This is a genomic window from Rhodococcus sp. IEGM 1408, assembly GCF_033142235.1.
Lineage (GTDB): Bacteria > Actinomycetota > Actinomycetes > Mycobacteriales > Mycobacteriaceae > Dietzia.
Genome location: NZ_JAWLRW010000013.1, coordinates 54,597 through 68,436, shown reverse-complemented (window position 1 = coordinate 68,436; position 13,840 = coordinate 54,597). Strand labels below are relative to the sequence as shown.

At 62.4% G+C, this 13,840-nt stretch carries 13 protein-coding genes; 9 read left to right on the top strand and 4 right to left on the bottom strand.

Annotated features, from left to right (window positions below; all coding sequences use genetic code 11):
• Positions 1-243 precede the first annotated feature (243 nt).
• The 9 genes from R4P08_RS16720 (at position 244) to R4P08_RS16680 (ending at position 12,011) form a co-directional block, all read left to right on the top strand.
• A complete protein-coding gene (locus R4P08_RS16720; protein ID WP_182643393.1) occupies positions 244-609 on the top strand; it encodes an ArsR/SmtB family transcription factor in 366 nt (121 codons plus the stop codon).
• Positions 610-646: 37 nt separating this feature from the next.
• Complete coding sequence (locus R4P08_RS16715; RefSeq protein ID WP_317815056.1) at positions 647-1,909, top strand: MFS transporter; 1,263 nt, start codon at positions 647-649, stop codon at positions 1,907-1,909.
• A 314-nt stretch (positions 1,910-2,223) separates the two neighbouring features.
• Positions 2,224-3,735 (top strand): class I SAM-dependent DNA methyltransferase, encoded by a 1,512-nt coding sequence (locus R4P08_RS16710; RefSeq protein ID WP_317815055.1) that lies wholly within the window; start codon positions 2,224-2,226, stop codon positions 3,733-3,735.
• Positions 3,728-4,948 (top strand): restriction endonuclease subunit S, encoded by a 1,221-nt coding sequence (locus R4P08_RS16705; protein WP_317815054.1) that lies wholly within the window; start codon positions 3,728-3,730, stop codon positions 4,946-4,948. Before R4P08_RS16710 ends, R4P08_RS16705 begins: the two co-directional genes overlap by 8 nt.
• A complete protein-coding gene (locus R4P08_RS16700; protein WP_317815053.1) occupies positions 4,945-7,956 on the top strand; it encodes an HsdR family type I site-specific deoxyribonuclease in 3,012 nt (1,003 codons plus the stop codon). The genes R4P08_RS16705 and R4P08_RS16700 overlap by 4 nt, the downstream gene beginning before the upstream one ends.
• Before the next feature lie 265 nt (positions 7,957-8,221).
• The gene (locus R4P08_RS16695; protein ID WP_317815052.1) at positions 8,222-9,199 is read left to right on the top strand and encodes an Abi family protein; all 978 of its coding nucleotides are present in this window, start codon (positions 8,222-8,224) and stop codon (positions 9,197-9,199) included.
• A gap of 346 nt (positions 9,200-9,545) precedes the next feature.
• Positions 9,546-10,115, top strand: a complete 570-nt coding sequence (locus R4P08_RS16690) for a hypothetical protein (RefSeq protein ID WP_317815051.1) — start codon at positions 9,546-9,548, stop codon at positions 10,113-10,115.
• A gap of 140 nt (positions 10,116-10,255) precedes the next feature.
• Positions 10,256-11,149 carry a hypothetical protein gene (locus R4P08_RS16685; RefSeq protein ID WP_317815049.1) on the top strand — a complete coding sequence of 298 codons (894 nt, stop codon included), beginning with the start codon at positions 10,256-10,258 and terminating at the stop codon, positions 11,147-11,149.
• 139 nt (positions 11,150-11,288) lie between these two features.
• The gene (locus tag R4P08_RS16680; RefSeq protein ID WP_317815057.1) at positions 11,289-12,011 is read left to right on the top strand and encodes an SOS response-associated peptidase; all 723 of its coding nucleotides are present in this window, start codon (positions 11,289-11,291) and stop codon (positions 12,009-12,011) included.
• A gap of 33 nt (positions 12,012-12,044) precedes the next feature.
• Here the strand turns inward: R4P08_RS16680 and R4P08_RS16675 are convergent, their stop codons facing one another.
• The 4 genes from R4P08_RS16675 to R4P08_RS16660 form a co-directional block, all read right to left on the bottom strand.
• Positions 12,045-12,314, bottom strand: coding sequence for a hypothetical protein (locus tag R4P08_RS16675; protein WP_317815047.1), 270 nt, complete (start codon positions 12,312-12,314; stop codon positions 12,045-12,047).
• 35 nt (positions 12,315-12,349) lie between these two features.
• Entirely contained in the window at positions 12,350-12,751 is a 402-nt protein-coding gene (locus R4P08_RS16670) for a helix-turn-helix transcriptional regulator (protein ID WP_317815045.1), read from the bottom strand.
• Between the two features lie 242 nt (positions 12,752-12,993).
• Positions 12,994-13,224 (bottom strand): hypothetical protein, encoded by a 231-nt coding sequence (locus R4P08_RS16665; protein ID WP_317815043.1) that lies wholly within the window; start codon positions 13,222-13,224, stop codon positions 12,994-12,996.
• Positions 13,225-13,269: 45 nt separating this feature from the next.
• A complete protein-coding gene (locus R4P08_RS16660) occupies positions 13,270-13,833 on the bottom strand; it encodes a DnaB-like helicase N-terminal domain-containing protein (RefSeq protein WP_317815042.1) in 564 nt (187 codons plus the stop codon).
• Positions 13,834-13,840 lie beyond the last annotated feature (7 nt).

The following is a 13,840-nucleotide window of genomic DNA, read 5'->3' as shown; positions in this document are numbered from 1 at the left end:
CCGATAAATGTAGCAATACCCGTCGCTGGTGGGTAGATCAGAAACACAGATTCCGGGACTGGGTTCCGCTACAGACCGGGCTTCCGCCCACCTCGGCGTATCCAATTCCGGCAGACTCGGGCTCACTTGTAGCAAAAACGATCGTTTCGGCACCATCTGGAGTGGCGAGTTGACGAGCCCGGCGAGGCGCAATTGAACGGTGTGTACCGGAACGAGCCCGCTCAACTTTGTTACTGTGTGCGCATGAACGCAGATAGTAACTTATGTGGGCTTGATCCCGAGTCCGAGTATGTGGACCTCGCCGCGGAGATCTTCAGCCTGCTTTCGGACCCCACTCGAGTCAGGATTGTGCTTGCTTTGAGTAAGCATGACGAGTTGCCGGTCAATGCCCTGGCGGCACTTACCGGGAAGACCTCATCGGGTGTGTCGCAGCATCTGGCTCGCCTGCGGATGGCGAGGATGGTCACGACCCGCCAGGAGGGGACGAGCGTGCTCTACCGGCTCACGGACGAGCACGCGGTGGCGCTGGTCGTTGAGGCAGTCAAGCAGGCCGAGCACGCCGTCGCGAACGGTCAACTGCCCCCGCACCACCACGCGCCCATCAAGTAGTGCGCCGACGGCCCCCGACAGATAGGCCCACCCGCTCATGCTCCAGGTGCTGCGCAATCCCACGTACGCCAAGCTGTTCGCCGCACAGGTAGTGGCGCTACTCGGGACCGGTTTACTTACCGTCGCTCTCGGCCTGCTCGCGTTCGATATCGCCGGCGGCGATGCCGGCGTCGTGATGGGGGTGGCGATGACTATCAAGATGGTCGCCTACGTGGCTGTCTCGCCCGTGACCACCGCGCTCGTCGCTCGCCTGCCCCACAAGCCCGTGCTCATCGGTGCCGACCTAATCCGTGCCGGCGTCGCGGTATCGCTGCCGCTCGTCACCGAGGCGTGGCAGATCTACGTGCTGATCTTTCTGCTCCAATCAGCCTCGGCGACGTTCACACCGACTTTCCAAGCCGTGATCCCCTCTGTGCTGACGGACGAGCGCGAGTACACCCGGGCCTTGTCGCTCTCACGCCTGGCCTACGATCTGGAATCGCTCGTAAGCCCGATGCTCGCCGCGGCCCTGCTGACGGCAATCAGCTTCAACAACCTCTTCATCGGAACCGTCATCGGGTTTCTCGGCTCTGCCACACTCGTCATCGCCTCTCGGTTCCCCCACACACAGCCCCCTCCTCCTGCACGGTTCCTTGACCGACTTTCCCGGGGGACACGGACATTCTTCGCTAGCCCCGAACTGCGCGGCCTGATGGGACTCAACCTCGTCGTAGCCACGACAACTGCAATGGTCATCGTCAACACGGTGGTTCTCGTGCAAGGCCAGCTCGGCAGGACGCAGTCGGATGTCGCACTCATGCTCGCCGCATACGGAGCCGGATCAATGGTGGTCGCCCTGGGCATGCCCGCACTACTGAACCAACTTGCCGACCGGAAAGTCATGCTCGCCGGCGGAGCCGCGCTGCCCATCATCTTGCTCGCCACGGCCATCGTGATCGGATGGGCAGGCGGCACTGCCCAGTGGAGTACCTTGCTCACGATGTGGGTACTGCTCGGCGCCGCAACCTCGACCATCCTCACACCCTCGGCGCGGCTACTGCGCAGAAATAGCACCGAGCAGAACCGGCCGGCAGTGTTCGCCGCGCAGTTCTCCCTCTCCCACGCCTGCTTCCTCATCACCTACCCACTGGCCGGCACCCTCGGCACCGCAATCGGCCTCCAAGCGACCGGATTCGTACTCGTCGCAATCGGAGTGATCGGCGCCGGGGCGGCACTACTGGCCTGGCGAGATGATGCCGAACCAAAGAGAGGCACGAAGCCCCGCCAAACAAAGCTGCGCAATCCCGCCAATCGAAGCTGAGAGTCACAGGAGCGATAGCTCCCACTGCACCGTCCTGCACGGGTGTACCCCAACGAACCACGTCAAGTCGGTTCGCGGTCTGCCTATGCAAGTGGGTACGACTCAAGCGGCGCTCGTCTCATTCGTGGCCGTCGCCTCAAGGTCCGATGCCGAGTCAGTAGCCAAGTCGAAAGTCGCCCTTGGTCGCCCAAGCTGGCAAGGTCGCGGAAAGCGGATCTGACGCCAGCGGGGCTCGACAGGTCAATCGTGTCTTGCCACAAGCCGTGCAAGATGACACTCATCAACCGAGACAAATCCGGACAAGGAACCACCACGTGCCACTGACACAGCAGCAGCTCGAAACCAGCCTCTGGAGTGCCGCCAACGCGCTCCGCGGCCCTGTCGACCCTGCCGACTTCAAGAACTACGTCTTCCCGGTCCTGTTCTGGAAGTGGCTCTCTGACACCCACGACTACAACCATGAACTGGCTGTGGAGGAGTGGGGCGCTGATCTCACCGATGAAATCGAGGCAGACTTCCAGCCGTTCGTCATCCCGCCGGGCGAACACTGGAACGTGGTCGCACGCAGTACGCAGGCCCGCAAAGGACTACGTGTGCGCAAGGCGATGGACACCATCGCCCAGGCCAACCCGGACACGCTACGCGGGGTGTTCGGTGACGCAGCGTTCGCCAATGAAGACCGCGTTCCCCGCCCGGCCCTGGATTCCCTCCTTAATGCCTTCGACAAGCTGACGCTGAACCCGAAGGAAGTCACCGGGGACATGCTCGGCGCGGCGTACGAGTACCTGCTGGAGAAGTTCGCGGACTCGTCCGGGCAGAAGGCTGGGGAGTTCTTCACCCCGCGCTCCGTCGTCCACATGTTGGTGGACATTCTCGACCCGCAGCCCGGCGAGTCGGTGTACGACCCGGCATGCGGATCGGGCGGCATGCTGGTTGAGACCGTGCATGCGATCTCGGCGCAGGGCGGCGACCCGCGAGCAGTCCACTTGCACGGCCAGGAGGTCAACCTGACCACCAGCGCCATCGCCCGGATGAACCTCTTCCTGCACGGAATCGAAGACCACGACATCGTGCGCGGCGACACGCTCCGCAACCCTGCGCACCGGACTGCTGCTGGGAAACTGCGCACCTTCGACAAGGTGATCGCGAACCCACCGTTCTCACTTCAAGACTGGGGCGCGGACACCTGGGCGGCGGACAAGTTCGGTCGCGCGTTCTGCGGCGTTCCTCCGGCCAAGAACGGCGACTACGCCTGGGTCCAGCACATGATCACTAGCCTCAAACCCACGGGGCGTGCGGCGGTCGTACTTCCGCACGGTGTGCTGTTCCGTGGCGGCAAGGAAGCCGAGATCCGCAAGTGCATCCTGGACAAGGACCAGGTGGAGGCTGTGATCGGGCTCGCTCCGAATCTTTTTTATGCCACGCAGATCCCCGTGTGCGTATTGGTCTTGCGCAGGTCCAAGCCCGACGAGCGCAAACGCAAGGTGCTGTTCATCGACGCCTCCAAGCGTTTTCAGACGGGCAAGACTCGCAACGACCTGAACGAGTCCGACGTGAAGGCAATACACTCCGCATACCACGAGGGCAAGGACATCGACGGCGAGGATGGTCTGTCCCTGCGAATGGTCGACGTGTCTGAGATCAAGGCCAACGGTTACGACCTCAACATCGGTCGCTACGTCTCCACTGCCCTTGTCGGAGACGAGGCCACGGTCGAGGAATCCCTCACAGCGTGGAACGCGGCGCGTGTTGCGCGGGAGCACGCTGAGTCCGCGCTCCTGGATCGGTTGTCGGTGGCAGGTTTCAGAGGCGGCGACGATGCGTGATGGATGGATCAGGAAACCCCTCGGAGAGATCTTTGAGCCCTCTGGCGAGCGCGTCGGGACGTCAAGGGATGACACGGATGTCCTAACCGTAACCAAATACGACGGCGTGGTTCTCGCTTCTCAGTATTTCGATAAAAGAGTCGCCTCGAAGTCGATCGAAAAGTACAAGTTGCTCAATGCCGGCGATTGGGCATATTCGACGATTCATATCGACGAAGGGTCGATCGCACGGAACAACACAGGTGTTCACGGTGCAGTGAGTCCTATGTACACGACCATGCGCATGAAGGACCAAAGTGTGCTTCCCAGAATAATGGAGCACGTCCTTCGGTCCCCGGTGATGCTTAACACTTACCATCGCAATCAGCAAGGGAGCATCAACCGGCGGCGGAGCCTCCCGTGGAAGGTGTTCGCGGCTCTTTCAGTGACCCTTCCGCCCCTCCATGAGCAGGAGCGCATCGTAGACCTCATGGACTCGATTGACGCCGCGATCAGTGCCGCCCAAGCCGAGGTGAATGCAGCGGTAGAGCTGCGAAGCGACCTGTTTGACGGGTTGCTCCAGCAGTTCGTTGATGAACTCGAAGTCCGTACTTTGGGCGAACTTGGAGAGTTCATTCGAGGTCGCCGATTCACGAAGAGTGACTACGTAGAAGACGGTTTGGGTTGCATCCACTACGGTCAAGTCCATACCCATTTTGGTCTTACTGCAAACCAGCCCGTGACCTTCATCCCTATCGAAATGAAGGGGCGGCTACGGTTCGCCACTACAGGCGATGTAGTCATCGCGGCGACTAGCGAGGATATTGACGCGCTCGGAAAGGCGACAGTCTGGCTTGGTGCCGAAGATGTAGCAGTCCACGATGACTGTCAGATATTCCGCCACGATTTAGATCCCTTGTTCGCTACTCACCTCATCGCATCGCACGGTTTCCACCGCCAGAAGGTCCAATACGCCGCAGGTACGAAGGTGACGCGTATTTCAGGGCCGAACCTGGCAAAGATCACGGTCCAGGTCCCTCAGCGTTCACGACAGGAAGAGATTGGTAGGACAATGGCGTCGCTCGACGCCCTCGCCGAGAAAGCACAGTCCGCCCTCGACCGTCTCCGCAATCTCCGCTCCTCGATGCTCTCTGCTCTTCTTTCCGGTGAGCATGAGATCCCCGAGACTTACGATCAGTTCTTAGACCTATCGGAAGTGGTGCAGGCAGGGTGAGCGTGTTCAGCGAAGCAAAGACTGTCCAGGATTGGCTGGTCACGAAGCTGGCCGGTCAGGGGTGGACGGAGGTCGACGCTAACGCGCTCGACCGGGACGTGACGGATGTGTTCATAGAGTCCGAGGTCGTCGCCGCGCTGATCCGCCTCAATCCGGAGATCGCCGCCGACGAGCTACTGGTCGATGAGGTGGTGCCGCAGCTCCGAATGGCAGCGATGGCCGATGACCTGTTGACCGCGAATGAGCGGATGACCTCGTGGCTCAAGGGTCACAAGACGATCCGATACACCGGCAACGACCGGTATTCAGGCGTGAGTCTGATCGACTTCGATAATCTGGATAACAACACGTACTGGGTGTCCCGCGAGGTCACCTACGGTCCGGTCGGCAACAAGCACCGGTTCGACGTGGTGCTGTGGGTGAATGGCTTTCCGCTCGTGGTGATCGAGACTAAGACCCCGGTAAAGGCGTCGGTGTCGTGGCTCAATGGGGCCATCGACATCGCTAACACCTACGTCCCGCGGGTTCCCGAGTTCTTCTCACCGAACCTGATGCTTGCCGCGACCGAGGGCAAGGAGTTCCACTACGGGGCGATCCTGTCTGAGCCGTCCGGTTGGCAGATGTGGGGCAGCACCGACGACCCGTACGACCTGGACGGCATGGCCCGAGTCGTGCGCACGGTCGAGCTGCTGCTCACCCCGCAAATGATCACCGAGCTACTGGGCAGCTACACCTACTTCCATTCCGACGAGTCGGCGCGATTCAAGATCCTGCCCCGCTACCCACAGGTGGAAGCCGCTCGGGCGATCTACCGCAAGGTCAAGTCCGGAGGAACCAAGGGGCTGATCTGGCACTTCCAGGGCACCGGCAAGACCCTGCTCATGGCTTTCGCCGCGAACCTGATCCTGGAAGACCACGAGATCGGTGACCCCACGATCCTCATCGTCCTGGACCGCGTCGACCTGGTGGGACAGACCATGCGCCAGTTCCAAGGGCTCGGGGCACCGAACCTGATGGAGGCCACGACCCGGGCGGAACTGCACGACGCACTGACGACGGAGCGGACCGGGGTCATAGTCACCACAATCTTCCGCTTCACCGAAGGCCACGACGCGCTCACTAAGCGGGACAACGTGATCGTGCTCGTCGACGAAGCCCACCGGACGCAAGAGGGAGATCTCGGCGGGTTCATGCGCGAGGCGCTACCCAACGCCCGATTCTTCGGCCTGACCGGAACCCCGATCTCGGACAAGGACCGCAACACCTTCGAACTGTTCGGCGACCCCCAGGATCCCGGCCATGCGCTGAGCGAATACTCGATGGAGCGCTCAATCCACGACGGCGCATCCGTCCCAGTTCACGTCGAGCCACGCCTGGTGAACTGGCACCTGGACACCGAGACCATGGACGCCGAGTTCGACGCCCTGGTCGAGGCCGAGGGGCTCAGCGAGGACGAGCGCGACAAGCTGGTCCGCCGCGCCGGTCAGGCCCGGACCATCGTGCGCAACCCCGACCGCATCGCAGCGGTGTGCGCCGACATCCTGGAGCACTTCGCCACCAAAGTCGCACCACTAGGACTCAAAGCTCAAGTCGTGGCCTTCGACCGCGAGCTGGTCGTCGCCTACGAGGCGGAGCTAAACCGGTTGATCGCTGAGAACCCGGACTATGACTTCACGACCAAGGTCGTGATGACCACCGGGTCCAAGGACGACCCTGGCGAGTGGAAGAGCGCATACGGTCTGTCCCGTCCGGAGCTGGATCAGGTGGTCAAGGAGTTCAAGACCGGCGAGACCGGCCCGCACCTGCTCATCGTCACGGCGAAGCTCTTGACCGGGTTCGACGCCCCCATCGAAGGCGCGATGTACCTGGACAAGCCGCTGAGCAAACACACACTCTTCCAGGCGATCACTAGAACCAACCGTCGGTACAAGTCTCCGGTCACCGGCCACGACAAGCGGTACGGCCTCATCGTCGACTACATCGGCCTGGGATCGGCCATCGCGGTGGCACTGCGCAAAGCGGACCCGGAAGGCCCGGGCACACGACCGGTGGACATCGACGGACTCATCACCGAGTTCTCGGGCCGCATGGCCGCGGCCCTGGCGCGGTTCGCCGGCATCGAACGCGATGGCAGCTACGAGTCCCTGTTTGAGGCTCGCCAAGTACTCACCAAGGAACAGGGTGAACTGGATGAGTTCGCTCGGCAGTTCATCGGCCTGCAAGCCATCTGGGAAGTCATCTCGCCGCACGAAGACCTGGGACCACACGAGAGCGACTATCTCTGGCTCGCCGGGATCTACGAGACGACCAAGCCCACCACTACTTCTGACGCGCTGCTGTGGGCAAGGCTCGGTGCCAAAACTCAGGCCATCGTGCATCGAAACATGCGGGACGTGACGGTTAAAGGTCAGCCCGAGCAGGTTGTCATCGACGCGGAATCCATCGACGTACTGAGGACCCTGTTCGACGGCACTGAAGACGAGATCGACCCGACACGAGACATCAACACCAACCCCATCACCGTCGAGGAGGTCTTCGACACCATCTCCCGCCGCATCAAGCGCCGGCTGGAGACCACCGGGGCCGCGCTCTACAAAGATCTCTCCGAACAGCTCGAACGCCTCCACAAGCAGGCAGTCAACTCGGCCGAGGACAGCCTGCTGTTCCTCAAGCAGGCGCTGGAGGTAGCGCAACGGGCAACCAAAATCGACCGACTCGTCGACGAAGGCAAGATCGACGAAGCCGAGCGCATCCTCGATCCGAACATCGGAGCGCTCACCCAGATAGTCGAGGAGTGCAAGCCCGAAGGCGCCAGCGTCGTGATCGAGGATGTCGTCACCGAGATCGACCGGATCGTCCGTGACTCTGCCTACTCAGGGTGGGCGACGGACCAAGCCGGCGACCGTGAAGTTCGCAAGCAACTACGGCTGGCCCTCAAAAGGTTCGGCCTCCCGCCCTCCGGTGAACTCTTCGACCGGGCTTACGCCTACGTGCGCGAGAACTACTAATGAGCTGTCCCTGCGGCACGTTGGAAGGAAATGAAGCATCCGGCTGGGTCCAGACCTCTGATCACGGTCGCGACGCCGCACGAGGCAATCTAGACGGCATTGACGGCATATCCACTGGTCAGGGCAACTACGGCAACACGCCGCAGTTTGCCAGAAGTGGCACGCGGTCGCTATCTTTAGTTCATCAACACCGGTCCCCTCTGTCAGGCACCGACTTAACGGTCACAGCCTGTCATGGGCCGGTTTTCTTTTTCGGAGCATGTTAGTGGCGTACGAGAAGCCCCATAAAAACCTCAACGAGCAAGTCGCCATCATGCAGTCCCGAGGAATGGACACCGGCGAGCTTAAAGATGCGGTCGCATACCTCAAGAGGATCGGCTACTACCGGCTCAGCGCATACAGTTACCCCCTGCGACAGTGGACCGGCCACGGAGCCGATGCGAAACGGGCCGAGACGTTCATAGAAGGTACGACCCTTGACCGGGTCGTAAAACTCCACGACTTTGACCGAAAAATCCGAACTCTCCTACTGGACGGCCTCGGCCAAGTAGAAGTCGGGATGCGATACGCGATCTCCTACACCCTGGGGAAACGCGATCCCTATGGCCATCTCAATATTGATCATCTGGATCGTCACCAGTGCAACGACCCGCAGAACCGAAATGACCCCTCCACGACTCGCCTAGAACACTGGCAGACGAGGTTCGACAGGCGAATAAGCGAATCCAGGAACGAAGACTTCGTGCGCCACTTCAATGAAAAGTACGCGGGTGAGATGCCCATCTGGGTCGCCGCAGAAGTGCTTGACTTCGGCGGCCTCGTCAGTCTCCACGGGCTCCTGAAGACTGAGGACAAGCGAGACGTTGCACGCTCAATGGGGTTTGAGGGTGCCAATACCGGGCACCTCCACAACCACTTCGTACAGCTCAACGTACTGCGCAATCACTGCGCACATCAGTCCCGGATCTGGAACCGACAGATCGTTTATCGTTCACCTATATCGAAACTCGGGAAAGTCCCCGACAGCCTGAAGCATCTGAGCAGCATCCCCGCCGACAATTCGAACAAGCTCTACACACCCGCTGCGGTAACCGCGCACATCACCGGGCACCTAGACCCGAAATGCAACTGGCGACGCACGTTCGCCACACAGATCAAGAAAATGCCCCAGTTCTCGGATCGGATCAACTACGCAACCATGGGGTTTCCCGAGGGATGGGCCGCGGAAGCGCTCTGGAGCTAAACGTGGCCTGCGCAATTTGGCGGGCAAGCGCGCCCCCTGACCTGACCATCAATTGTTCGGCGGACCTCCCCGTCGCACCGAGTGCCGATAATGTTCGATTCTGAAAAGTTTGCAGGTCAGACGGGTGAATTAGCGACCGGGGTAGGCGCACAGCGCTTGGGTGTATTGATGTTCCTGGACGACCTCCTCACGCGGGAGGATCGAGTTCAGCGCTCGTCGGCGTACTCGCGACCTTCCAGCTGGACGAGGAGTAGTTGTGACACACCCTGATGCGCGGTCTCGTGAACGGCCGGAGCTCTCTGTTCGGCGAACCATCGGAGCACACGGTGCGATCATCCCCGCTCGCATGACCGGCGACGAGCCCCTCACCGTCGGTGGGAAACAACTCGCCGGCGAGCCAGTAATCGACTTCTGGAAATGGTCGATGTCGAGCCTGCTCGACAACACCGTCCGCGGCCTGTTCGCCGAGTATCTAGTCGCCCGCGCTCTCGGAGTCACTCACGCCGGCGTACGCGTCGAATGGGACGCCGTCGACATCGTCGCTGAAAGCGGACTGCGGGTGGAGGTCAAGTCGGTGTCGTTCCTGCAAAGCTGGGCGCAGACTCATGCCTCCACCCCCACCGTCAGCATCCCAGAGACCCTCGCTTGGGATGCACAAACCGGCCGGTACGACCCCGAGTCTCGCCGCCAAGCCGACGTGTACGTCATCTGCGTCCTCGACGTCACTGATGTGGCCGACCTGGACCCGCTGAACCTGGACCACTGGCGCTTCCTCGTCGTCCCTACCCACGTTCTCAACACTCAAGTCCCGGGACAGAAGTCGATTGTCCTCCACCGCCTGGCCGCCCTGCCCGGCGTCACCGAGTGCACCTACACCGAGCTACGGGACACCTTGGAAGCAGCGGGAACGCCCTGATCTGGGACGAGGGGCGACCCATACCTCCCCGGCCGCAGGGATTACGCCGATAAGACGCGAGCTGACGGGCCTCCGGGCTGTCCGCGCCACCTTCAGCTCCCCGCATGGCTAGCCGGGCTCCAGCAACCTAAGCTCGCTCCATGGAATTCGTGCGATCAGTTCCGGTGCCGCTGAAGACACATCCGTTCTTCACAGAGAGGTGGCTCCAAGAGCAGATCATCAATGACGTCTCGATCCTGGGACTGGGAATTTCCGACCTCGACGTCAAGGACGTCGAGCGACGCCAACCCGGTGCCGGCCGCCTAGATCTCCTCCTGTTCGACCCCGACACCACCACGCGCTACGAGGTCGAAATCCAACTCGGCCCCACTGACGAGTCCCATATCATCCGAACTCTCGAGTACTGGGACAACGAGCGCCGTAGGTTCCCCCAGTACGACCACGTCGCCGTCATCGTCGCCGAGGAGATCACTGGCCGATTCCTCAACGTCATCAGTTTGTTCAACCAGGCGATTCCCCTCATCGCAATCCAGATGACCGCACTTGACGTCGCTGGAACCTTTACCTTGCACGCCACCAAGGTTCTCGACATCGCCCTACCTGCGCCCGAGGAGGACGACGACTCCGGGCACGAGACCGACCGCAGCTACTGGGAGAACCGCGCCAACCCCGCGATTTTGGGACTGACAGACCGGCTCTTGCAGATGGTCAATGACGAAGGTGCCGACGTCACGCTCAAGTACAACAAGCACTACATCGGGCTTCAGCAAGGCGGACTGGCGAACAACTTCATCACCTTTCGGCCACGCAAGAAGAACGTGACCCTCGAAGCCCGGATCGACCGCACCGACACCCTCGACTCGGCCATCGAAAATTGGGGCTTATCCGCTCTGACATATGACAAGCGGTGGCGGCGCTACCGCGTCAGCCTCGACAGCACCGACCTTGCCAGTAACGAGGCAGCGATCCGCGCATTGATCAAGATGGCCCGCGGCATCCCCGTCGACGACGCGCTCGACGCAGCCGCGTCGTAGACCAGCCGCGAATCCGTCCTCACCTAGCGGCGGAGTTGATGCGCCTGCTGCAGTCTCCGGGACACCGCCGATAAGCGTGATTCCGTCATTGTTGCTGGTCAAAGGCATCGCATTGGGGTTCGCTGTTACTGTCTTCGGCATGTGTGGTCGGTACTCGGTAGCCGTGTCCGGTGTTGCCCTGGTGGACGTCTTGGAGCTCGACGGGACAGAGCCAGGGTTTGAGTGGTCGCCGACCTACTCAGTTGCCCCTCGCACGCAGGCACCGGTGATACGGGATCGCTTCATCGGTGAGCAGCGGGTTCGCGAGGCGTTCCTGCCGACGTGGGGGCTGCGGCCGTCGTGGGCGAAGGAGAAGGGTCCGCGGCCGATCAATGCTCGCTTGGAGAGCGTGGCCACCAACGGGATGTTCCGCTCGGCGTTCGCCTCGGCTCGGGTGGGCGTCCCGATGACTGGTTACTACGAGTGGCAGGAGGCCGTCGAAGAGGGAAAGAAGGTCAAGAACCCCAGCTACGTGCACGGCCTGGACGACGAGGTGCTGCTCGCTGCCGGCCTGCTGGGCTTTCACCGCGACAGTGCCGAGGACGAGTGGCGGACGACGTTCACGATCATCACTCGAACGGGAGAAGACGCGGCGGGCAAAGTACATGACCGGATGCCGGTCTTCTTGACCGAGTCGACGTGGGATACCTGGCTTGCTCCGGTCAAAGTCGGCAAGGAGCAGGCCGGTGCCCTTCTCGATCTGCTTGATGCCGAGTCGAGGACGGTCGCCTCCACCCTTTGGACTCGGCCGGTGTCTCGTGCGGTCAACAACGTGCGAACACTCGACCCTGGCGATCAAGGCCTGATCGCATCGATTGGCTAGCAGCTCTGCGGCTTCTGGCTGCTGTGCCGATTCTCAAGCGTCTGCCCGGATCGGTAGCGGGGCTTGCCGTCGGCTCCGCGGGCGGTGTCGGCGGGGATCACGGGCGGCGCGGCGTAGATCTTGCAGGAGTTCGACGGCTCTTGCCTCGTCCAGCTCGGCGACGGCTTGTCGGAAGGCACCGCGGGCGGCCCAGTCAGCCTCTGGGAGGCGGGCGACGACGCGGTGCCAGTGCAGAAGTTCGAGGAAGTCGTGCTCGCCGACTTGGTCGGCCGCTTGGCGGATAGCGTCTAGCAGCTCGTCCATGGTGGGCACCGTAGCGGTCGTCTCCGACAGTGGTTTTAGCGGAGGTCGCGGGCGGAGATGAGTCCGGTGATGAAGTCTGCGACTCGCTCGGCTTCGGCGTCGGTGAGGTCGTATTCGTAGCCTGCGACGAGGGTTCGTGCTGGGCCGAGTGGGTCGACTCCGTAGAGGACTCGGGTGGCAGCGGTTAGGGCCGCGCGGTCGAGGATTGCTGCGACCGTGCAGGCCAGGGTGTCGGCAATCGCTTCAAGTCGGTCTCGGGGGATGGTCGGGGGATGTGCAGGCCGGCCACGAGCGGCCGAGACGTTTCCGCGTTCCCAGATGCTCACTTGTCCGCCACTGACATCAATGGCGACGGCGAGTTTGAGTTGGGAGAGCCCTCGCTCGAGGCGGACCGCGCGGATCGCCCGGCCGAGTGAGCGTGCTTCGTCGGGGGTCACTGCCCCTCCCCTGCCGGGGTGATCTCAGCTATTACCGACCAGTGGCGACCATGGTTCGCCACACCCAGGATTCGCGTCCCGTGGCCTTGCCCGGGAGGATCGAGCGCTTGGAAACGGCGGTCGAGGTCGATGTGGGCGTGCAGCTCGCTAGGGCCGGTTCCGATGACGTACATGGTGGTTATGGTGCCCCGCCGGCGTCTCACATCGTTGCGGTTAGTCCGGGGTGCGCGGCGGTTTCGGTGCTACTGGTCGTCCGCGGCCCGGACGATGGACTCTACGACCGCGAACACCGTGGTGCGGTCGATCGCTTCTCGGTCGAGTACGCGAGTTTCTTCCCGCTCGATCCCTCCCAGGTACACGTCGACGGCGTCCGAGACCGTTTCCCAGTCGTTTGGGGAGTCGGTTCTGGCGATGAGCGCGTTTCGCACCTCTATCTCGACCTGTGACTGGGTCCATGTGTCGAATGTGGTCATCGCTGCCTCCTTCCTTCGTTGGGACGGTAGCGGCCGGGTCCGACGTCAGGCCTGGGTTGGGGCCTGGCCTGCGGTGAGTGATTCGCGGCGGTTGGTCTCGCGGCGCATGGCGCGGCCGTGGTCGAGCAGGATCTCGAACAGTGCGTCGGTCGGCGCTTCGGCACTGGCGCGGGTGAGTTCAGCGGCGGTGCGGGCGAAGCGACGGCGGTAGGCGGCGTCGAGGACGTCGGCAGCGAGGGTGCGCAGTCCGACGGCGGGGGTTCCGAGCAGGGTCACCACTTGGAGTGCGTCGGCCAGGAGCTGCCCGTGGTGGCCGGCCATGCGGCCGGCGCTGGTGAGCGCGGCGAGGACTCGCGGGGCGTGGTGGGGCTGGCTTGCGGCGATGAGGTCAGCGATGACCTGGAACAGGTCGCCGTAGCGGGGGCTGAGGAAGTCTGCTGCCTCGAGGTGGCCGGTGATGTGCCGGGTCTCGGCTGTGTCGCTGGTGTGCAGGAGTGCGCAGAGCAGGGCGGCTTCGGGGTCGAGTTCCGGGACGGTGGGGGCGGCGTCGGTGGCGGCGAGGTCGTCGACGTCGACCGGGTCGGCGGTGGCCTGCTGCTCGGCGGTCATGGTGCCC

Excerpts from the sequence above, each read along its gene's own strand:
- R4P08_RS16720 (WP_182643393.1), top strand. The coding sequence starts at position 244 with ATGAACGCAGATAGTAACTTATGTGGGCTTGATCCCGAGTCCGAGTAT.
- R4P08_RS16715 (WP_317815056.1), top strand. The coding sequence starts at position 647 with ATGCTCCAGGTGCTGCGCAATCCCACGTACGCCAAGCTGTTCGCCGCA.
- R4P08_RS16705 (WP_317815054.1), top strand. The coding sequence starts at position 3,728 with ATGCGTGATGGATGGATCAGGAAACCCCTCGGAGAGATCTTTGAGCCC.
- R4P08_RS16690 (WP_317815051.1), top strand. The coding sequence starts at position 9,546 with ATGACCGGCGACGAGCCCCTCACCGTCGGTGGGAAACAACTCGCCGGC.
- R4P08_RS16685 (WP_317815049.1), top strand. The coding sequence starts at position 10,256 with ATGGAATTCGTGCGATCAGTTCCGGTGCCGCTGAAGACACATCCGTTC.
- R4P08_RS16680 (WP_317815057.1), top strand. The coding sequence starts at position 11,289 with ATGTGTGGTCGGTACTCGGTAGCCGTGTCCGGTGTTGCCCTGGTGGAC.
- R4P08_RS16675 (WP_317815047.1), bottom strand. The coding sequence starts at position 12,314 with ATGGACGAGCTGCTAGACGCTATCCGCCAAGCGGCCGACCAAGTCGGC.
- R4P08_RS16665 (WP_317815043.1), bottom strand. The coding sequence starts at position 13,224 with ATGACCACATTCGACACATGGACCCAGTCACAGGTCGAGATAGAGGTG.
- R4P08_RS16660 (WP_317815042.1), bottom strand. The coding sequence starts at position 13,833 with ATGACCGCCGAGCAGCAGGCCACCGCCGACCCGGTCGACGTCGACGAC.